Raw genomic sequence first — 20,225 nt, 5'->3', positions numbered from 1 at the left:
AAGGGGCGTTTTGAAATCCGCGGCCTTTGACGTAAACTAACCAAGGGACGACTCACCCCGACGAGGCTTTGCCCGTCTGCCCCTCTCTCCGACTGCATCGCATAGAGGGGTGGAAAAATAAAGGCAGTTTTCACCCTCTAGGCGGCTTTAGCCGGAGAGAGGGTCGGCCAGCGAAGCGTAGCCGGCGTGAGTCGTTGCCAGCGTTCAAGCGATACTCAAAAAACGAAATGCTTCGTTCCTCGCAATGACGCTTTCTTTTTATAATACATAAAATCGTGTTATATGCAACCCGAAGATCTTTTAAATGAAGGGAGCGACGACCAACAAAAGGCCGCCGCGAAGGATAGTCCGCTGCTGAGTTTAGAGCGGGAACTTAAGTTTTTTAAAGATTCCATTCACGAGGTAGCCGTCGAGATCATGATGGAGGGCCTCTCATCCTACCCTATTTTTGTAGCCCATCAGCATGAAGTAAAATTGGGCGAAGTGATATTAGACAGGCATGACCTGAACTCGGAATGGAGCATTCACGCCTCAACCCTCGAAGAGTTTACCGAACGTGGCGTTATCAAACCCGAACTAAAAGACCGCTTCATTAAAAACTACAAAAACCCCGACGATTTTATGTGCGTTTTTGTAATTGTACCCGAGGGGGCAAACTTTGTATTTGTGCCGTATAAAAAATAAAGTGTTGTTACAGGAGGTTGTAAAGTTGAAATGTTACAATGTTGTAAGGTTAAAATGTACTCGTATATTTACAGCATAAAAACAGCATTACAACGTTTCAACATTCAAACTTTCCAACAAATTTCTACTCCATGTCTGAAAAGAAACTCCTGATATTAAACCAGCAGCAAATTAAGCAAAAGCTTGAGCGCATGGCTTACCAGATACTGGAAGATAATTTCGATGAGGAAGAGATTATCATTGCAGGCATACTACCACGCGGTAACCACATTGCCAGCCGGTTGAAGACAATTTTGGATGACATCGCACCTTTTAAAAGCAAGCTGTTAACTATACAGCTTGATAAGCAAAGCAGCAGTTTGCAGGCTGATATTGAGTTTGATGTAAACGACTGCAGCAACAAGGTTGTGATATTGGTTGATGATGTACTAAACAGCGGCAAAACATTAGCCTATGGTTTTGGCGTTTTCCTGGATGTGCCTTTGAAAAAACTCCGCACCGCTATTTTGATAGATCGTAACCACAAAAGTTTCCCTGTAAGTACCGATTTTGCAGGCATGGCCCTATCAACCGTAATTAAAGAACATGTTGACGTGGTACTTGATGAAGAAGGCCAGGAAGATGCTGTTTATTTGAGGTAAGCAATAGCTTATTTATTCCCCAACAGCTTTAGGCCTTAAACATTCTGCTTTAAGCTTTTAATACAGGCAACGCAAATCATTTCAATAGCGTATTTGTTGTACATTTAAACATCAGCAAAAAACTCATGAAAAAATTAATCCTCCTAACTCTGTTTATAGGCATTAGCGCCTTTACTTATGCGCAGCGTAAAGTAGTTTGTTGCAGCAATCCATCGGCAACACAGCGTTTTGCCATGCTGGCCTCCAACCCAACCTTCCGCATGGCACACTTAAAGCCCTTGCCTATCCGTTTTCAAAGCAGCATCGGCACAAATATTACTTACAAAACCCCCGATGGTAAAGAGTCGACAGCTTACCTGCTAAAAGCCAAAACACCAACCAATAACTATATCCTGGTAATTCACGAATGGTGGGGACTGAACGATTTTGTAAAACGCGAATCGGAAAAGATCTATAACGATCTGGGCAATGTAAACATCATCGATCTTGACCTTTACGATGGTAAAGTAGCCACTACCCCGCAGGATGCTGGTAAATTAATGCAGGCCGTTAACGAGGATAGGGCAAAAGCCATTATTAATGGCGCGCTTGCCTACACCGGTCCTAAAGCGCACATCGCGACAATCGGCTGGTGCTTTGGCGGTGGCTGGAGTTTACAAACAGGCTTGCTTGCCGGTAAGAAATTAGTGGGTACGGTAATGTACTACGGCATGCCCGAGCAGAATGTTGCCCGGTTAAAAACCTTGAACGGCGATGTATTAGGCAATTTTGCCAATAAAGATCAATGGATAAACCCTAAAGTGGTTGGTAAATTTGATGCCGATATGAAAGCGGCAGGCAAAAAACTATACCTGCACCAATATGATGCCGACCATGGTTTTGCAAACCCAAGCAACCCGGCTTACAGTAGTGCTGCCACAACCGACGCTTATACAAATACCATAGCCTTTTTTAAAGCAAGATTAAAGTAAACAAAACTAACGGTATTACGTTATATGGGGCAAGCTAATCCTTGCTCCATTTTTTTTGTACTATTGCGTAAATTTTACTTTATTGACTTCGTCTGCCAAAAAAATTGTTTCTTTTTTACTTAAGGCCGGTATATTAATAGTTGCTGCATGGTTTATTTACAGGCAGTTTTCCAAAAAAAACAACGACTTAAAGGAGTTTGAGCATCTGGCTTCGGGCCTTAGTGCAACCAGGGTAATAATAACCATGACGGTGGTTGTATTGCTGATGTTTGTAAACTGGTTTCTGGAGGCTTTAAAATGGCGTTACGTTAGCAAAACGCTGGTTACTATTACGTTATGGGAGGCAGTTGAATCTGTTTTTTGCGGCCTTACCTGGGCCGTTACCACGCCAAACCGCATAGGCGAATATGGTGGCCGCGTAATGTTTTTACCCAACCGCAAACGTATACCCGGCATATTTGCCATGGGGGTGGGCTCGTTTAGCCAGGGCCTGGTAACCAACGTGTTGGGCGTAATTTCAATGGTTTGGTTTGTATTTAACTTTGTTCATGATAAGGTTTGGATATATGCTACGGTAATTGTTGTTTGTGCAATATTGGCAACCATACAGCTGGTGATATATTTTCACATCAAATGGATGGTTACCATATTTGATAAAATTGGCTTTATACGTAAATACCATCGTTTTTTTGAGGTTTTGGGTCGTTATAAAACCAATGAGTTGATACGGATTATGGGTTTTAGCCTGGCAAGGTATATTACATTTTCCATGCAATATTATCTTGTTTTTCAGATGCTGGTTCCGCAAATGCAGGTGTTTAACATGTTTATGATGCTGATGCTGTTTTTGCTGATATCGGCGTTGGTGCCCTCGCTTGATTTGTTTGATATTGGCGTACGTGGCTTTACCGCGGCCCACCTGTTTGTTTACATAACCGATCAAAAACTGGCCATAATTGCAGGGGTATCCTCTATTTGGCTTATTAATTTAATTATTCCGGCTATTTTAGGCTCTTTATTTGTTTTAAAACTCAAATTCTTTGATCGCACTGCTTAGTATCATTTCGTTATCGTTTACCGCTATTTACCTGGTATTTGTTGTTTATTTGGTAAAGGGCTGGTTTAGTATAAAAGCCATATCGCCGGCAGTTAAAACATCTTTTAACACCAGGGTAACCATTTTAATAGCGGCCCGCAACGAAGGCGAATCCATCCACCTTACTATAGGCGATATCCTGGCACAGGATTATCCCAAACACCTTTTAGAAGTTATTATTGTTGACGATCATTCAACCGATAATACAGCCGCGGTTATTGAAAGTTTTGCCGGGCAAGGCATTACCCTGCTTAAGCTTAATGAAGATCAGCCATTAAACTCCTATAAAAAGAAAGCCATAACCGAAGCTATTCAATTATCTACCGGCGAACTGATGGTAGCCACGGATGCCGATTGCAGGATGAACAGCAAATGGATATCAACCATTGTAAACTATTACGAAACCCAAAACCCGGTACTGATCTCATCACCGGTTACGTTTTTCCAGGAAAAATCGGTATTTGAACTGATGCAAACATTGGAGTTTTCTTTTTTAATTGGTATAGGCGCGGCGTTTATTGGCAATGGCAGGGCATCAACCTGTAATGGCGCTAATATGGCTTACCGTAAAGATGTATTTAACGAGGTTGGCGGTTTTAAAGGGATAGATCAGCTGGCCTCTGGCGATGATGAATTATTACTGCAAAAAGTGGCCGTTAGATACCCCGGCCGCATAGGTTTCATTAAACAAACAGATGCAATAGTTTATACGCATGCCAAGCCCAATTTAAAAGAGTTTATGCAGCAGCGCAAACGCTGGGCATCAAAATTTACGGTGTACAAGGATAAAAAGATAGTGATTATAGGGCTTATATTTTGGTTGTTTAACGTATCCATGTTGCTTAACTTTTTCCTGGGCCTTTTCTTTATCGATATTTTAAAACTTTTTGCCGTACAGTTTTTACTCAAATATTTATTTGAAGCCATCTTTCTTATCCCTGTAACCTCGTTTTTTAAGCGGAGTTACCTGGTTACACTGTTGGTTATTACCATACCGGTGCACGTGGTTTACCTGGCTTATATGGGCCTGATAGGTAGTAACAAAAAGTACCAGTGGAAAGGCCGCGAGGTTAGATAAGCGTTGTTGCTTTTTAATATCAATGTAATTTGTACCCCCGTTGATTGCTTATTGCGCCTATTTAACGATATTTAGCCAACAGCAACATTAACTATTGGCCCAGCTTACCCCCTCACAAAGAACGTGGAACGCCTTTAAGCGTAACAAAATTGCCCTGGCGGGGCTAATTTATATAGCTGTTGCTTTGCTGGTTGCCATATTAGGTTACCTGGTAATGCCGGATAACACGCCGCTGGCCAATAACATGACCATACAGCTAAGCATTAAAAAACCCGGCGCTAAGTTCATGATGTTGCACATCCGTAAAAGCGAACAGGTAGATACCGTGGGCTTTTTTAGCAGGATGCTGTTTGGGCAGCCATCCTTTTACCGCGAAATTCCGATAACAGGCTATTACTTTAAGCAGGATTCTATCCATGTAAATGAATACATAGGCAACGAGGATAAGCCCGATCAAAAAGCGTATAATATTTTTGAAGTAGTAACCGGCATTAAACCACGCTATCATTTTAACAAAGTATTATTAAACCCTACCCTAAGCTGCGAAAAAAGCGCGGAGATATACAAAAACTTTAACGATAGGATTAAAAACGAGCAGATAGTAACCAAAACTTACTGGCTTGGCACCGATATTTATGGTCGCGATTTGCTGAGTCGGTTATTGTTGGGTACACGTATCTCGCTTTCTGTTGGGCTAATGGCGGTTATTATCAGTATGCTGTTAGGTGTAACCATTGGCGCCATTGCAGGCTATTTTGGCGGCTGGATAGATGCCACGCTAAGCTGGCTCATGAATATATTATGGAGCTTGCCGGCCTTGCTATTGGTTATTGCCATTTCATTTGCGTTAGGTAAGGGTTTGTGGCAAATATTTATAGCCGTAGGCCTATCCATGTGGGTTGAGGTTGGCCGCCTGGTTAGGGGGCAGGTAATGAGCTTAAAACAAGTAGAATACATAGAGGCGGCCCGCGCGCTTGGCTTTAATAACAGGCGCATCATTACCAGGCATATTTTACCAAACATCACCGGCCCTATGCTGGTACTGGCATCGTCAAATTTTGCATCTGCTATACTGCTCGAAGCCGGTCTTAGCTTTCTTGGTTTTGGGGCGCAGCCGCCAATGCCTACCTGGGGCGGAATGATAAAAGAACATTATGGCTATATTGTGATGGATTCGGCTTATCTTGCCATTATTCCGGGTTTGGCCATTATGATGCTGGTATACGCTTTTAACCTGGTTACTATAGTGCTACGCGATGCGTTCGATATAAAATCACAAAGTACGCGCATTTGAAAATATTTTTTTACTTTAGTCAGGCGTACTAACAACAAATGCAATACAAAGACGATAGTTCTGGCGAAGACGAATTAATCAGGCTGTTGCTTAAACGGCAATCGGAGTTGAACTCTTTATTGGAGATCACCCGCGCTATTAATAAAAACATCGCAACCCCTATACTTATCCAAATGCTTGAGGTTATCCTGCAAAATTACCTGCAGGTTGGCAAGCTCCGTTTTTTGATAGAAAAAGATGATAAGTTTGTATGCATTTCTAAATATGGGGGCGATATGGAGTCGGCCATGGTACTTAGCAAGGCCTGTAACAAGCTAAGCAAAGTAAAATCGCCCACCTCCATTGCCGATCATGAGGATCACACCCTGCGCAAATACAACTACTTTATTCCCATTTACCATAAAAGCAAAGCATTGGCCTACGCCCTCATTGGCGATTTTAACACATCGGGCGAAATGCTAAGCAATGATCTCAACTTCATTCAGACCCTGATGAATGTGATTATTGTTGCTTTAGAAAATAAAAAGCTTTTCCGCGAACGTTTACAATCCGAACGCTTTCAGCGCGAAATGGAGCTGGCCGTTGAAGTGCAGAATATGCTGATCCCGATGAGGATGCATAAAGATGACGCGGTAGAGATTGGTGCCAAATACCTGCCGCATCAAAACATCGGCGGCGATTATTTTGATTTTATCCGCCTTAACGAAACCGAGTTTTTATGGTGTATTGCCGATGTATCGGGTAAAGGGATCTCGGCGGCTTTGCTCATGGCTAATTTTCAGGCCAGTTTGCATGCCTGGGCCGCGGTAGAGGATGATTTGACTAATATTATTGATCGCCTTAATAAAATTGTGCTCAACAATACCAAGGGTGAGCGTTTTATCACGCTTTTCCTGGCCCGCTATAACGAAAAGAAACGTAAACTTAATTACATCAATGCCGGCCATAACCCTACCATACTTTATTCAGATGGGGAAGCGATTCCGTTAAAGCTTGGCACCACCATGATAGGCGTTTTTGAAGAGCTCCCCTTTTTAAATGAAGGCGAGATAGATATGGACCCCGGCTGCCTTATTGTAAATTACACCGATGGTTTGATGGATTTTGAATCGACCAGTACCCGGGTTTGGAACGAAGACAAACTACTTGAATTTGTGAAAGCCAACGGCCATCTATCGCCCGATAATTTCAATGATGCTCTTTTAGATCATTTGAACCTGGTACATAAGAGTAAGCCTATTGATGATATTACGCTGCTTACACTGCGGATATTTTAGTGCACACGAATTACCCGAATTGGAGCGAAATTCACGAATTTTTGGCTTCAATGGTACAATTTAGTTCTATAGCTCCCGCTTTTTAGCTCACGTTTCTTCTGTCTTGATACTTGATACTTACTACTTGATACTTCTTCATATCTTTACCCCCATGTTAGCGGCCAGATATCAGCATGAGTTAATTGAAGCGGGATGTGATGAAGCCGGACGTGGTTGTTTGGCTGGGCCGGTGTTTGCGGCCGCGGTGATTCTTCCACCGGATTTTGATCATCATTTATTAAACGACTCTAAACAGGTAACTGAAGATATCAGGTACCAGCTGCGTGCCGAGATAGAGGAAAAAGCCATTGCTTACGCTGTAGCTTCTGTGGATAATTTTGAGATAGATGAGATCAATATTCTCAACGCTTCGTTCCTGGCCATGCACCGGGCTATCGAAAAACTACACACACAACCTCAGTTTTTAATTATTGATGGTAACCGCTTTAAAAAATATGCCAATATCCCCCACGAGTGTATTGTAAAGGGTGATGGTAAATATTTCAGCATAGCGGCGGCATCGATTCTGGCCAAGACCTACCGGGACGACTATATGCTGAGGATTGCCGCCGAGCATCCCGAATATGACTGGCACACCAATAAGGGGTATCCTACCACAAAGCACCGCGAAACCGTAATGAGGATAGGCTTTACGCCATACCACCGTAAAACTTTCAGGGTGAGCGATCCGCAGCTGCGTATTTTTTAGCCACATTGCTTTGATAAACACGCCGCGGATGGTATTTTTGTGAAAACCCATCAAGCTTTTGAAGATACTTATTTTAACACATCGTGTCCCATTTCCTCAAAATGGCGGATATGCCATAGTGGTATGTAACACCATTAAGGGGTTAATTGTCCTGGGGCATGATGTATCGCTGGTATCTTTAGATGCGCAAACTTATGGCGGCGGTTCGCATGAGCGCGACGAGCTACAGGATAAAATACAGTATACTTCCTACAAAATCAACATCAGCGTATCTATGGTTGATGCCATGGTGAACCTGTTTCGTAAAAAATCAAACAATGTTGATAGGTTTTATGATCCCGAATTTGAAAAACTGTTAGTGCGCGAATTGAAGCGGGATGATTATGATATCATTCAGTTTGAAGGTTTATTTGTGACGCCATACCTGGCCGCGGTTCGTAAGGTTTCAAAAGCTAAGCTTATTTACCGGTCGCACAATATTGAGCACCAGGTTTGGGAACGATTGGCCGAGCAAAAAAGCGACTTATTTAAAAAATGGTACCTGCGCATGGTGGCCAAGCGTATTAAGGATTATGAGTTACAGCAGCTTAATAATTTTGATGCCATAGCAGTATTTACTGCCGAGGATAAAGCAACCATTATATCGTACGGAACAACTATCCCGGTAGAGATCATCCCCGTGGGTATCGACCTTACAACCTATAAGCCCGATTTTAGTAAAACAGAGTTCCCGAGCTTGTTTTTCCTGGGATCGCTGGACTGGTTGCCCAACCGCGAGGGAATAGAATGGTTTATTGACAATTTTCATAAAGACCTTACCGAGGGCGATTTGCGGGTTAAGTTTTACGTGGCCGGCCATAACATCCCCGAGCGTTTTGATGACTACGAAGTGATGGGTAAAATTTTTATCCAGGGCGAAGTTGATGATGCCTTTGAGTTTGTAAACAGCAAGGCCATCATGATAGTACCCCTGTTATCGAGCGGAGGTATGCGTGTAAAAATTGTTGAAGGCATGGCCATGCAGAAGTGCATTATTTCTACCTCATTAGGGGCCGAAGGGATCAACTTTACCAACGGCGAAAACATACTGATTGCCAATGACCAGGATGAGTTTTACCAGGCCATTGAACGTTGCATTACCGATGAGGACTTTTGCAAAAGCGTTGGTTTAAATGCCCGAAAGCTGGTAGAGCGGCAGCACGATGTAAATAAGGTAGCCAAAGAACTTGTTGAGTTTTATGAAACGCTAAGTGCTGCGCTGGTTTAGGTAGATTGTAGTGTTAAAACGAGGATTCCAATTCTGATGCCTTCGCCAGAAAACCGGGGTGGGTATAAATATTCAATATAAACAGGCAACTCCTATGGAGCAAAAAAATGTTTGTGGTTGTTTAAAACAACCACACCGGGTGCTGCGTAGCAGCTACCTGTTCCTACCTGGAAACTTAAAGAGCGATTTACCCGTATCAGATTCATACTTCCCTCTCATTTCCGGTTATAAATAATTACTTTTGCGGCTTATTTGACTGACTGCATGAAGAATACTGCTTTAACCGATGTACACATAAAAACCGGTGCCAAAATGGTACCCTTTGCCGGCTACAATATGCCTGTGCAATACGCTGGTATCAACGCCGAACACGAAACCGTACGCAAAGCGGTAGGTGTGTTTGATGTAAGCCACATGGGCGAATTTATTTTAAAAGGCGAAAACGCGCTCGACCTTATTCAGCGTGTTACCAGTAATGATGCATCAAAGCTTTATGATGGTAAAGTACAATACTCATGCCTGCCAAATGAAGATGGCGGCATAGTTGACGATTTGCTGGTTTACCGTATTGACGATAAAACCTATATGCTGGTTGTTAACGCATCAAACATTGATAAAGACTGGGATTGGATTGTAAAATACAATACCAAAGGCGTTGATATGAAAAATATATCAGATCGTACCTCCCTGTTAGCCATCCAGGGCCCTAAAGCAGCCGAAGCTTTGCAAAGCCTTACCGATGTTGACCTGGTATCAATGGAATACTACACCTTTAAAAAAGGAACTTTTGCCGGCGTTGATAATGTAGTTATTTCGGCAACCGGCTATACCGGCGCGGGCGGCTTTGAAATCTATTTTGAAAATCAATATGCCGAACAGATCTGGGATGCTATTTTCAAGGCAGGCGAGCCTTTTGGCATTAAACCAATTGGTTTAGGCGCACGTGATACTTTACGTTTAGAAATGGGCTTTTGTCTTTACGGTAATGATATCGACGATACCACATCGCCATTAGAAGCCGGCCTGGGCTGGGTTACCAAATTCAATAAAGAGTTTACCAATTCTGAAGCATTGCAACAGCAAAAAACTGCAGGTGTAAGCAAAAAGTTAGTTGGTTTTGAAATGATAAACCGCGGCATTCCACGTCATGATTATCCAATTGTTGATGCCGATGGTAACCATATTGGTAAAGTAACCTCGGGCACCCAATCATACTCGCTGCAAAAAGCTATAGGCCTTGGCTACGTAAATACCGAATTTGCCAAAGAAGGCACCGAGATTTATGTAAGCATAAGGGACAACAAAGTGAAAGCTAAAGTTGTAAAACCACCGTTTTATAAATAGTCACTGGTCATTAGTCATTGGTCATTAGTTGGTTTTAATTCCTGCAATGATCAAAGACTTTGCAAGACCAATGACCAATGACAATTGACTAATGACTAATAATTTACACGTTTGCCTAACCCCGGCTTTATTGCCGCTCTTTAATGTTGAAAAGTACATTGTAGTGGTTATTGATATTTTCAGGGCAACATCATCTATATGTTATGGTATTGAAAACGGTGCTGAGGCTATTATCCCGGTATCACAGGTTGAGGAGTGTGCCGCATATAGAGAGAAAGGGCTGGATTACCTTTTGGCAGCAGAGCGCGACGGAAAAGTAGTGGAAGGTTTTGATTTTGGCAATTCGCCATTTTCATACACGATTGAAAAGGTTGCCGGCAAAACGGTGGTGCTTACCACCACAAATGGTACCCACGCGCTGCATTTGTCAAGAGCCGCGAAAAAAATCGCGATAGGATCTTTCCTTAACCTTACGGCTTTAAGCAACTGGCTTAAAACACAAAATGAAAATATTTTGCTGGTATGTGCCGGTTGGAAAAACAACTTTAACCTGGAGGATACCCTTTTTGCCGGCGCGGTTGTAGATCAGCTTAAATCAAGTGGTTTTGAACTGGATGACGCCGCCATTGCCGCCTATGATCTTTTCCAGGTAGGTAAGCACGATATAAACGGCTACCTCAAAAAAACATCCCACGGCGAACGCCTCAAAAAATTAGGTATCGAAAAGGATATTGAGTTTTGTTTACAGGTTGATGTTACCACCGCTATCCCGGTTTTGGATGGCGAGCGGTTGGTGAAGCTGGTATAAGGAAGGAATTTTCATCTGATGAGTTATAGCGCCGAAAGACTTACGAAGTTTTTAAAACTTCGTAAGTCTGGTTTCTGGAACATGCTATTACCGCTTTCTTACTTTTGCTCATCGCCATTTTCCACTCTCCTATTCCGCTTCCTCTTCCTGTACACCCATACACCCACAAAGCCAATAAATATTACCGGCCAAAGCATAATGGTATCAAAAAATAAAGTTTTCAGGATATCCCAACCTTCGGCAACGGCGTTTTTAAATTTGGTGTTAAATTGTTCATCGGCCCGCTCTGCGGTTGGGATGTTGTAAAATGTGATATCTAAGGAGCTAAACGCCACCTGGCTGTTTAAATAGTTCAATTGGCCCTGAGTGGTTTCTATATCGGTACGGATAGACTCAAGTTTATCTTCTATCTCCAATAAATCGCTTGTTTTTGTTGCACGTTTTAGCAACTCCAGGTAACGGTTTTCCAGCAGTTGTTTATTTTTAAGCTGGGTGGTAATGTCGATAAACTCTGTAGTAACATCTTTTACCCGGATGTTTTTGGCATCAATATGATCTGCATTGGAAGATAAAGTATCCAAAAAGCGGTCGAAGTTTTTTGATGGTACCCGTATTTTCAGGTCGTATTCCCGGCGGTTATTATCGCCGTTGTTGGTTTCGTTTTCTTCACCAACATAACCGCCAAGGCTTTTTAACGATACTAAAATCTTATCGCGGGTTGCTTTTAGATTCTTTGACTCAAATCTGATCTCGCCCTCTTTAACAATCTTCTTCGCGGTATCTACTGGTATGTTAACAGGGGCTTTACTGTCGGCCCGGGCATCGGTTTTATCCATTGCCTTTTCCGCCACTCGGTTTTTATAGCCTTCTGGCGGGGCCATCAATTCTACATTAGCCACTTTGAGCTTTTCGTCGGGTGCGCGGTTGCAGGCCATGAGCGCCGATAACAACACTAAGGAGATGATACTAATTTTCATAATAAGGCAATTTAGTTTTTGATTGAAACGAAGATTGCCGTATTAAATTATATAATAATATAAATAAAACAAATTAAATTCCGTTTTATTTATATTATCAAAACATAATTCTTTAAAGTGTCACTTCAGCTTCTCGTTATTCTTATGCCGGTCGGCATCACGGATGCTTTTCTTTTCCATATTCTTTTCCAATGCATCCGTGAGGTCGATACCGGTTTGGTTAGCCAGGCATATGAGTACAAAAAGAACATCTGCCATTTCATCAGCCAGGTTAACCTCTGTATCCGATTTTTTGAATGATTGCTCACCATACTGCCTCGCCATAATACGGGCTACCTCGCCCACTTCCTCCATCAAAATAGCGGTATTGGTAAGCTCATTAAAATACCTGATACCCGTGGTATTTATCCACTTATCTACAAGATGCTGCGCTTCTTTAATTTCCATAAAAAGTTTCTCAATTTTTTTAGTGTGCGTCTTTATCTTTTGTATCCATCATAATAGTAACAGGCCCATCGTTCAATAAGCTTATTTTCATATCGGCTCCAAAAATGCCTGTAGCGATCTTTTTATCTGTAATAGTTTCTAATGTTTTGATCATTTGCTCATACATGGGGATAGCCTTATCCGGCCGGGCAGCGCGAATGAACGATGGCCGATTCCCCTTTTTTGTTTGAGCAAACAAGGTGAACTGCGATATCAATAGAATATCGCCATTCACATCGGCCAGGGCCTTGTTCATCAGGCCGTTTTCATCGCCAAAAACGCGCATGCCGGCAATTTTATTGGCAAGCCAGGTAAGGTCATCTTCGGTATCGGCATCTTCAATACCCAATAATACCAGGAAGCCTAAACCTATTTGCCCGGTAATTTCACCATCAACTGTGCAGCTTGCTTCGGTAACGCGTTGGAGTACGGCTCTCATTGTGTTTAATATTTAAAGGCAGAAAGATAAGGCAAAAACAAGTGATAACACAAGTCACTAAAAGCGGTCTCGCAGCCTTTCGCCCTTAACCTTTTACCTTTCTCCTAAAAACACTATCTTTGCGCCTCATTTAACACTGTTTGCAGCAGTATCAATGGATTATGGCAATATATAATACACTACTGTACTATTGTTATTCAACAATAGCCGATGCGGAGCAATTTGCTGCCGATCATTTAAAATTTTGTAAAAACTTAGGTTTAACCGGTCGTATTATTGTGGCCCATGAAGGACTTAACGGTACCGTGTCAGGCAGTGTAGAAGCCTGTAAAACCTATATGGATACCATACACGCCGATGAGCGTTTTGCAGGTATTGATTTTAAGGTTGACGAAGTGCCCGAGCCTTCATTTGTAAAAATGCATGTGCGGCACAAGGCCGAGATTGTTTACTCGGGCCTGCGTGATCCGGAAATGATCGATCCAAAACAGAAAACCGGCAAACACCTGGAACCAAAAGAGTTTATGGCGATGAAAGACCGCGACGATGTGGTGGTACTGGATGTACGCTCAAACTACGAACACTCATTAGGTAAATTCAAAAACGCGGTTACGCTTGATATTGAAAATTTCAGAGATTTCCCGGCGATGATCAACGAGCTGGCTAAATACAAGGATAAAAAGATCCTTACCTATTGCACCGGCGGCATCAAATGCGAAAAAGCATCTGCGTTGTTGCTGCACGAAGGTTTCCCTGAAGTATACCAGTTACACGGCGGCATTATTAAATATGGCAAAGAAGCCGGTGGCGAAGATTTTGAAGGTAAATGTTACGTGTTTGATAACCGCCTTTCGGTTGATGTAAACAGTGTAAACCCGGTGGTTATTTCTACCTGCCGTAACTGTGGTAAAACCACGCCCAAAATGATCAATTGTGCCAATCCCGAGTGTAATGAGCATTTTACCCAGTGCGATGAGTGTGGTACCAAAATGGAAGGTTGCTGCAGCGATGCCTGCCAGGCACATCCACGCAAAAGGGTTTATGATGGTACTGGTTACTATGTAAAAGTGCCCCAGCCGGTGAATATCAACAAAAAAGAAAAAATACAATTGGCATAGGTCAAACAGACGGCTGATTTTATCGTTATATTGCGGTAAGCATTAAAGATGAAATCAGCCACCTTGTCTATTATCTTCTTTATCATAACGCTGAATGCCTCCGCGCAAGCCAATTGCGATCCACAGGCGTTTAAAAAGCTTGTTTCCGTTTCAAAAAAACACGCCCTGTCTGATAGGCAATTTACTGATGCATTGGTAATTGTTAGGCAATTAGAATCTGCAGGCTGCCCGGACTATGAGGTAAAAATTAAGGGTACCAATTATCAACTTGCCTGCCTTACCGAACTTTTAGGTACCCTTTGCATTAAAACCAATACGCCTGCCGCCGTTAACGAATATGTGCTATATCTGAAAAGGCACAGCGCATCCGCCGAAGAGCAGATGGCTTATTCCTTTGAGCAGATATTTGTAAAGCAACCAGCGTATGTATTAGCCGCCGTAGGGCAAAACACAGCGTTGTTAGATCAGCTGGAATGGGGCGTGGTGAATAATCAGCCTGCTATTAAACTCAATAACTACAAAACGGCCTTTTACAGCACCTACCCCGCTGTAAAATTGCTTTACCCCAAATACAAAAAACAAGTAGATTATTTACTGAACGCGATTGCTGCCGAACTTAAAGGGTAGTAAAAGTCCATCTTCGTTATTTCCCTCCCTTGGGAATGTGCGCAAAGGCAAGGAGGTATTTCTACAAGCGATCATCTATAATGTCAACGAATACTCAATAAACCCCTACCTCCCCTTCCCCAAGGAAAGAATCGCACACTCCCGCAGCTATTTTTTTAATTCCAGACAAAATCCTCCCATTTCCCATCTTTTTTCAAAAAAAAATAAAATAATTTTCACTGCGCAAATACACTGCGCAGTGGGTGTGAACCTTTGTATCATCAAAACAAATAAAGGAGGTCACAATGAAATTTAACCTGTTAAGCAAAGTACAAAACCAGTTAGCCAATCATGAGGGCGCAAAAGCCTTCGCGTTATCGCCAGAGATGGAACTGTATACCCTGGTAGTTACCTGGAGCTTAAGCGATTCCTTTTACGAAAAAAATGACGACCGTATGGAACGCCTGCGTGCCATTATTAATAAATGTAAGCCCGAATTTGTGGGTAAGTTGGCGGTTTACGCCCGTACTAAAATGTACATGCGTTCGGTGCCGTTAATACTGATTACCGAATTGGCTAAGCTGCACTCGGGCGACGATTTGGTTGCCCGGGTTACAGCCGGGGTAGTTAACCGTGCCGATGAGATCACCGAGTTACTGGCCTGTTACCAAATGCTGAACCAGCGTACAGGCACTAAAAAACTGAACCGCTTATCAAAGCAAATGCAAAAAGGTTTACAGGCTGCGTTTAACCGCTTTGATGAGTACCAGTTTGCCAAGTATAACCGCGATACCGCTATAAAAATGCGTGACGCCTTGTTCCTGGTGCACCCAAAGGCTAAGGACGACTTGCAACAAGCCCTGTTCAACAAAATAGTGAATGGAGATTTGCAAACCCCATACACCTGGGAAACCGAACTATCGGCATTAGGTCAGCTGAATTTTGATAGCGCGGAAGCAAAGGCATTAGCGTTTCGCGATAAGTGGGAAGAACTGATAGATAGCGGTAAACTGGGCTATATGGCGCTGTTGCGAAACCTGCGTAACATACAGGAAGCCGGCGTAAGCTACGCGCATTTTCAAAAGGTATGCGCAACCCTGGCCGATGGCGAACAGGTGGCAAAAGCCAAACAGTTCCCATTCCGTTACCTGGCCGCTTACCGCGAGTTATTAAACGCTGGTACAACTGCCGCCCCTTTAAAGGGTTTAACTCAAAAGGTAAGCACGATGTTGTTTGGCAACAAGGGCTACACCGGCGAATTGCTGGATGCTTTAGAAAAAGCGGTACAGGCAAGCGCTGCAAACATCAGGGGCTTTGATGAAAATACCCGCGTGTTGCTGGCCTGCGATGTATCTGGTTCTATGCAGACACCTGTATCGGCAAAATCAAAAATATTGATGTACGATATAGGCTTAATGCTGGCCATGTTGCTGCAATCGCGTTGTAAAAATGTGGAGGTGGGGATGTTTGGTAACTTTTGGAAAACCATCATGATACCACGCCATAACATATTAAGCAACGTGCAGGAGTTTTACAAGCGCGAAGGCGAAGTTGGTTACGCCACCAATGGTTACCTGGTGATCAAAGATCTGCTGGACCGCAAAGTGCAAAAAGATAAGGTGATGCTTTTTACCGACTGCCAGCTGTACAACAGTGCGCCATCTGTTGAGGGCGAACGTATCCATAAGCTATGGATACGTTATAAGGCTACAGTTGCGCCAAAGGCAAAGCTATACCTGTTTGATTTAAAGGGTTATGGTAATGTACCATTACAGGTAATGCAAAACGGTGTTTACCTGGTATCCGGCTGGAGCGATAAGGTTTTTGAAGTGTTAGAAGCACTTGAAAACGGACAGGCGGCTTTAAGCCATATCAAAAGTATAGCCCCCTAACCCCCTAAAGGGGGAATGTAAAAACCTTCGGCTCCCCTTTAGGGGGCTGGGGGGCATAAGAATGCCGTTAGATAAGGGTTACTTCGCTCAATTAAGGGGAGGGCACTGTGGCGAAAGCCGTGATGGAGGTTCGAGTCCTCACCAGCGGGGGCCCGGTCTCTTATCGCGTGTTGCTTCTTATAAAAATATAAAAAAGGTGCCGTAAATAAGTGTTACTTCGATTTCCCGCCTGAAACGCTGGTTCGATTCCAGCCCCTGCAAAGGGTAGTTTAGTTGGTAAAACACAGGAGTAAGCTCGCACTTGTTGTTTGTAGCCCTTTTAAAAAAAAAAATTAAAGATCAAGCTCTTTCGGGCAAACCGGGGGCTAAAAAGATGTCGTAAATAAGTCTTACTTCGCTTGGGGCGTCGCGGTTGCCGGTTCGGGCCCGGCCTTTGAAGCAATTCAAAGTAGCTCAATTGGTTAGAGCACGATGAGAAAGACTAATTGCTTGTTACTCTTTTTAGTTCCCCCGGTCCGGGAAGCGAGTTGAAAACAAAATTCTCCGCAAGGGAGGGAAGCTGTATGCGAGGTGTCGTTAAACGAGTGTTACTTCGATTTCCAACATCCCAGGTCGCCGGTTCGAGTCCGGCCTTTATCAAAAATATAAAGTAGCTCAGATGGTTAGAGCAGGCATAGTCACTTATTGCCAGTTGCCCTGGCATATAGCTTTTTTCCTTCGGGAGAAAACCCCTAACCCCTAAAGGGGAATAAAAAATTAAATCCCCTTTAGGAATTGGGGCAAAGGTGCCGTAAATATGCGCTACTTCGTGCTGTCGGTTCGAGTCCGGCCTTTGGAGCAATTCATTGTAGCTCAATTGGTAGAGCAGTAACCAGCGCATATTGCTTATCGCCCTTAAAAAACAAAAGATGCCGTTGTTTAGCGTTACTTCAACTCCAAATGAAACATATCCGCTAAACGCCTGTCGCTCTTTTTTAAAACCTTAAAAGGTGCCGTAAATTGGTGATCCATCGGTTAGAGCGTCTGCCGCAAACAGAAGGTCGCGGGTTCGACTCCTGCCTTAGTAGCTCAGTAAATTCACTAATTGCTCTTCGCCCTTTTATTAAAAAACTAATACCTAAACCTTCCCCAAAAGGGAAATCTAAAGATGCCGTAGGCTGGTGTTACTTCGTCGGTTAAAAACATGTAGCGATACATGAATACAGGTTCGAATCCTGGCTACACCTGCCGGTTGTCGCTCTTTAATTTTTTATCTTTAACAAATACGTTATGATACAAACTATCCATCAAAAACTGCTCGAACTGGAGCGGTCAGAAAATATAAAGATACTGTATGCCTGCGAGTCGGGTAGCCGGGCCTGGGGTTTTGCCTCGCCCGATAGTGATTTTGATGTGCGTTTTATATATGTAAAACCATTAAACCACTATTTACAGATAACCGATCAAACAGGTGTTACCGGGCTCCCTGTAGATGAGGTGTTAGATATAAGCGGATGGGATTTACGTAAAGCATTAAAGCTTTTCCTTACATCAAACAGTACAATGTATGAATGGCTGCAATCGCCAATAGTTTATGCAGAACAGCCCGGCTTTGCCGATGAGCTTCGCGCGTTGATGCCCCGGTACTTTTCGCTCAGAGCGGGTGCGCACCACTATTTATCAATGGCGCACAACACGCTTACGCAGGATTTGCAAGCTGAGGAAGTAAAACTGAAGCGTTATTTTTATGCTTTACGCCCGGCCCTGGCTTGTTTGTGGATAGTTGAAAAACAATCGGTACCACCTATGGAGTTTGAAAAACTAAGGGTATTGATAACTGACGGGAACATCCAAAACGACATAGATGAGCTGATGGAGCAGAAAAAGCTTTCAGACGAAAAAGCAATGATAGCTCCTGTTTTATTACTCAATAACTGGCTAAAAGAAACGTTGGATTATTGCAAAAGTAAAACCGCAGGCCTTGAAAGTCACCGGCATTTGCCGGACGAACTAAATGTATTATTCAGAAAATATATACCATCATGACCTATCCGCAACTATTACAGCAAAAGCAATATATGTTGCTGGATTGCATCAGCGGCAGTACGGCCTATAACCTTAATGTGCCGGGTTCTGACATTGATAAAAAAGGCATTTTTATATTGCCCCAACGGGAACTGTATGGATTTGCTTTTACAGATCAGGTAGCCAATGAAAGTAACGACGAGGTGTATTTTGAGATCAAACGGTTTCTTGAGCTGCTTACCAAAAACAATCCAAACATCCTGGAGCTGTTAAGCACGCCCACGGCGTTTGTTTTATACCGGCACCCGCTGATGGATTTAATAAAGCCGGAGGACTTTTTATCCAAACTTTGCCTGGATACCTTTGCCGGTTACGCGCAAACACAAATAAAAAAGGCAAAAGGACTTAATAAAAAAATTAACAGGCCGTTAGCTCATCAACGTAAAACTGTACCCGATTTTTGCTATGTGGCCGGCAGTAGCGGTGCTGTGCCGTTAAACGATTGGCTTAAAACCAAGGGCTTGTTGCAACAAAACTGCGGATTGGTAAAGCTGGATCATTTTAGAGATGCGTATCTGCTTTATTACCAGGATGAGGGTACTCTTTTCCGGGGAATAGTTTCTGGCCGTGATGCGGATGATGTGCAGGTAAGCCAGGTGCCTAAAGGGATGGAAAGTTTGGCTGTTATGCATTTTAATAAAGATGCATACTCGGTTTATTGCCGAGAGTACCGGGAGTATAAAGAGTGGGAAGAAAAGCGCAATGAGGCTCGTTTTCAAAGCACTTTATCGCAGGGTAAAAACTACGATGCTAAAAACATGATGCATACCTTTCGGTTGCTCAATATGGCAGAAGAGATAGCGTTCCATCAAAAGGTTATGGTTCACCGGCACGATAGAGACTTTTTATTAAGCATTCGCAACGGCGCATTTGAGTTTGATGAGCTAATGCAAATGGTTGAAAATAAAATGGATAGGATAAAAGAGTTATACGCAAAATCGGCATTGCCAGATAAGCCAGACGAAGAGATGGCCAAACAATTGTTGATTAGGATAAGAGAAGAGTTTTATGAGAGATAAAATGTATCTCATCTTCCTCTCAATAACAGCCTACCACTGCTGCACCCTGATACCAATTTGCCCATCCATCAAGGCAAACTCTTTGGCTCCCCATGGGCGAAGTTCTATTTTGCTGAGATTTGGATGCAGTAGTTCTGGGAATTTTGCTGCCACTTTTTCGTAAACCTCTTCAATATTGGCGGTTACCAGTCGGTATTCGGGATGTTCTTTTTCGGCGTATTCTTTATTTTCAAATAGCATGATGCTCAATCCATCTTTATCAACAACGCAGAACGGGCAAGCCGAATTTAGTTCGTTATGCGCGATGCTAAATTCCAGGCATTCTACAAAAAGCTTAATGCCCAATTGAATATCCGTATAAAAAATGCTGGGGACTAATTTGCTGAAATTCATGACCGTTAATTTAGTTTGATAGA

Annotated in this window: 20 protein-coding genes; 16 read left to right on the top strand and 4 right to left on the bottom strand. The window is 42.9% G+C overall.

All coding sequences use genetic code 11. From position 1 onward, the window contains the following. The first annotated feature begins 282 nt into the window (after positions 1–282). The 11 genes from QWZ17_RS21720 to QWZ17_RS21670 all read left to right on the top strand — a co-directional run bounded on the left by QWZ17_RS21720 (position 283) and on the right by QWZ17_RS21670 (position 11,208). A complete protein-coding gene (locus QWZ17_RS21720; protein ID WP_290307417.1) occupies positions 283–684 on the top strand; it encodes a hypothetical protein in 402 nt (133 codons plus the stop codon). 131 nt (positions 685–815) lie between these two features. Beyond that, positions 816–1,325, top strand: a complete 510-nt coding sequence (locus QWZ17_RS21715; protein ID WP_290307416.1) for a phosphoribosyltransferase family protein — start codon at positions 816–818, stop codon at positions 1,323–1,325. A 125-nt stretch (positions 1,326–1,450) separates the two neighbouring features. Beyond that, the gene (locus QWZ17_RS21710; RefSeq protein ID WP_290307415.1) at positions 1,451–2,296 is read left to right on the top strand and encodes a dienelactone hydrolase family protein; all 846 of its coding nucleotides are present in this window, start codon (positions 1,451–1,453) and stop codon (positions 2,294–2,296) included. Between the two features lie 82 nt (positions 2,297–2,378). Further along, entirely contained in the window at positions 2,379–3,353 is a 975-nt protein-coding gene (locus QWZ17_RS21705; RefSeq protein ID WP_290307414.1) for a lysylphosphatidylglycerol synthase domain-containing protein, read from the top strand. After that, on the top strand, positions 3,337–4,470 hold the full coding sequence (locus tag QWZ17_RS21700) for a glycosyltransferase family 2 protein (protein WP_290307413.1): 1,134 nt from the start codon (positions 3,337–3,339) through the stop codon (positions 4,468–4,470). Before QWZ17_RS21705 ends, QWZ17_RS21700 begins: the two co-directional genes overlap by 17 nt. A gap of 94 nt (positions 4,471–4,564) precedes the next feature. Continuing rightward, positions 4,565–5,764, top strand: a complete 1,200-nt coding sequence (locus QWZ17_RS21695; RefSeq protein WP_290307412.1) for an ABC transporter permease — start codon at positions 4,565–4,567, stop codon at positions 5,762–5,764. Positions 5,765–5,802: 38 nt separating this feature from the next. Then, positions 5,803–7,041 carry a PP2C family protein-serine/threonine phosphatase gene (locus QWZ17_RS21690; protein ID WP_290307411.1) on the top strand — a complete coding sequence of 413 codons (1,239 nt, stop codon included), beginning with the start codon at positions 5,803–5,805 and terminating at the stop codon, positions 7,039–7,041. Between the two features lie 151 nt (positions 7,042–7,192). Continuing rightward, entirely contained in the window at positions 7,193–7,789 is a 597-nt protein-coding gene (rnhB, locus tag QWZ17_RS21685) for a ribonuclease HII (RefSeq protein WP_290307410.1), read from the top strand. 58 nt (positions 7,790–7,847) lie between these two features. Beyond that, positions 7,848–9,056: a glycosyltransferase family 4 protein gene (locus QWZ17_RS21680; protein ID WP_290307409.1), complete on the top strand. Its 1,209-nt coding sequence runs from the start codon at positions 7,848–7,850 to the stop codon at positions 9,054–9,056. A 264-nt stretch (positions 9,057–9,320) separates the two neighbouring features. Beyond that, entirely contained in the window at positions 9,321–10,400 is a 1,080-nt protein-coding gene (gene gcvT, locus QWZ17_RS21675; protein ID WP_290307408.1) for a glycine cleavage system aminomethyltransferase GcvT, read from the top strand. Positions 10,401–10,491: 91 nt separating this feature from the next. Continuing rightward, on the top strand, positions 10,492–11,208 hold the full coding sequence (locus QWZ17_RS21670) for a 2-phosphosulfolactate phosphatase (protein ID WP_290307407.1): 717 nt from the start codon (positions 10,492–10,494) through the stop codon (positions 11,206–11,208). Between the two features lie 98 nt (positions 11,209–11,306). Here QWZ17_RS21670 and QWZ17_RS21665 read toward each other — a convergent pair whose 3' ends face one another. From QWZ17_RS21665 to dtd, 3 genes are all read right to left on the bottom strand, one after another. Then, positions 11,307–12,185, bottom strand: a complete 879-nt coding sequence (locus QWZ17_RS21665) for a DUF4349 domain-containing protein (RefSeq protein ID WP_290307406.1) — start codon at positions 12,183–12,185, stop codon at positions 11,307–11,309. Between the two features lie 120 nt (positions 12,186–12,305). Next, positions 12,306–12,632: a nucleotide pyrophosphohydrolase gene (locus QWZ17_RS21660; protein ID WP_090638190.1), complete on the bottom strand. Its 327-nt coding sequence runs from the start codon at positions 12,630–12,632 to the stop codon at positions 12,306–12,308. A gap of 19 nt (positions 12,633–12,651) precedes the next feature. Then, positions 12,652–13,110: a D-aminoacyl-tRNA deacylase gene (gene dtd, locus QWZ17_RS21655; RefSeq protein ID WP_290307405.1), complete on the bottom strand. Its 459-nt coding sequence runs from the start codon at positions 13,108–13,110 to the stop codon at positions 12,652–12,654. Positions 13,111–13,271: 161 nt separating this feature from the next. Here dtd and trhO point away from each other — a divergent pair, with 161 nt between their 5' ends. The 5 genes from trhO (at position 13,272) to QWZ17_RS21630 (ending at position 19,809) form a co-directional block, all read left to right on the top strand. Continuing rightward, positions 13,272–14,228 carry an oxygen-dependent tRNA uridine(34) hydroxylase TrhO gene (gene trhO / locus QWZ17_RS21650; RefSeq protein ID WP_290307404.1) on the top strand — a complete coding sequence of 319 codons (957 nt, stop codon included), beginning with the start codon at positions 13,272–13,274 and terminating at the stop codon, positions 14,226–14,228. Between the two features lie 48 nt (positions 14,229–14,276). Beyond that, complete coding sequence (locus QWZ17_RS21645) at positions 14,277–14,855, top strand: hypothetical protein (protein ID WP_290307403.1); 579 nt, start codon at positions 14,277–14,279, stop codon at positions 14,853–14,855. Positions 14,856–15,139: 284 nt separating this feature from the next. After that, positions 15,140–16,726 (top strand): TROVE domain-containing protein, encoded by a 1,587-nt coding sequence (locus tag QWZ17_RS21640; protein WP_290307402.1) that lies wholly within the window; start codon positions 15,140–15,142, stop codon positions 16,724–16,726. A gap of 1,269 nt (positions 16,727–17,995) precedes the next feature. Beyond that, complete coding sequence (locus tag QWZ17_RS21635; RefSeq protein WP_290307401.1) at positions 17,996–18,751, top strand: nucleotidyltransferase domain-containing protein; 756 nt, start codon at positions 17,996–17,998, stop codon at positions 18,749–18,751. Beyond that, on the top strand, positions 18,748–19,809 hold the full coding sequence (locus QWZ17_RS21630) for a DNA polymerase beta superfamily protein (protein ID WP_290307400.1): 1,062 nt from the start codon (positions 18,748–18,750) through the stop codon (positions 19,807–19,809). Before QWZ17_RS21635 ends, QWZ17_RS21630 begins: the two co-directional genes overlap by 4 nt. A gap of 30 nt (positions 19,810–19,839) precedes the next feature. Here the strand turns inward: QWZ17_RS21630 and QWZ17_RS21625 are convergent, their stop codons facing one another. After that, positions 19,840–20,202 (bottom strand): VOC family protein, encoded by a 363-nt coding sequence (locus QWZ17_RS21625; RefSeq protein ID WP_290307399.1) that lies wholly within the window; start codon positions 20,200–20,202, stop codon positions 19,840–19,842. Positions 20,203–20,225 lie beyond the last annotated feature (23 nt).

It is taken from the genome of Mucilaginibacter flavus, from assembly GCF_030409315.1.
Lineage (GTDB): Bacteria > Bacteroidota > Bacteroidia > Sphingobacteriales > Sphingobacteriaceae > Mucilaginibacter > Mucilaginibacter flavus.
The sequence above is the reverse complement of the archived record's forward strand: the minus strand, read 5'-3'. Positions and strand labels throughout refer to the sequence as shown.

Bases quoted from the DNA above. Each gene is read 5' to 3' on its own strand.
- QWZ17_RS21720 (WP_290307417.1), top strand. From the start codon at position 283: ATGCAACCCGAAGATCTTTTAAATGAAGGGAGCGACGACCAACAAAAG.
- QWZ17_RS21715 (WP_290307416.1), top strand. From the start codon at position 816: ATGTCTGAAAAGAAACTCCTGATATTAAACCAGCAGCAAATTAAGCAA.
- QWZ17_RS21710 (WP_290307415.1), top strand. From the start codon at position 1,451: ATGAAAAAATTAATCCTCCTAACTCTGTTTATAGGCATTAGCGCCTTT.
- QWZ17_RS21690 (WP_290307411.1), top strand. From the start codon at position 5,803: ATGCAATACAAAGACGATAGTTCTGGCGAAGACGAATTAATCAGGCTG.
- rnhB (WP_290307410.1), top strand. From the start codon at position 7,193: ATGTTAGCGGCCAGATATCAGCATGAGTTAATTGAAGCGGGATGTGAT.
- gcvT (WP_290307408.1), top strand. From the start codon at position 9,321: ATGAAGAATACTGCTTTAACCGATGTACACATAAAAACCGGTGCCAAA.
- QWZ17_RS21670 (WP_290307407.1), top strand. From the start codon at position 10,492: ATGACTAATAATTTACACGTTTGCCTAACCCCGGCTTTATTGCCGCTC.
- QWZ17_RS21665 (WP_290307406.1), bottom strand. From the start codon at position 12,185: ATGAAAATTAGTATCATCTCCTTAGTGTTGTTATCGGCGCTCATGGCC.
- QWZ17_RS21660 (WP_090638190.1), bottom strand. From the start codon at position 12,632: ATGGAAATTAAAGAAGCGCAGCATCTTGTAGATAAGTGGATAAATACC.
- dtd (WP_290307405.1), bottom strand. From the start codon at position 13,110: ATGAGAGCCGTACTCCAACGCGTTACCGAAGCAAGCTGCACAGTTGAT.
- trhO (WP_290307404.1), top strand. From the start codon at position 13,272: ATGGCAATATATAATACACTACTGTACTATTGTTATTCAACAATAGCC.
- QWZ17_RS21645 (WP_290307403.1), top strand. From the start codon at position 14,277: ATGAAATCAGCCACCTTGTCTATTATCTTCTTTATCATAACGCTGAAT.
- QWZ17_RS21640 (WP_290307402.1), top strand. From the start codon at position 15,140: ATGAAATTTAACCTGTTAAGCAAAGTACAAAACCAGTTAGCCAATCAT.
- QWZ17_RS21635 (WP_290307401.1), top strand. From the start codon at position 17,996: ATGATACAAACTATCCATCAAAAACTGCTCGAACTGGAGCGGTCAGAA.
- QWZ17_RS21630 (WP_290307400.1), top strand. From the start codon at position 18,748: ATGACCTATCCGCAACTATTACAGCAAAAGCAATATATGTTGCTGGAT.
- QWZ17_RS21625 (WP_290307399.1), bottom strand. From the start codon at position 20,202: ATGAATTTCAGCAAATTAGTCCCCAGCATTTTTTATACGGATATTCAA.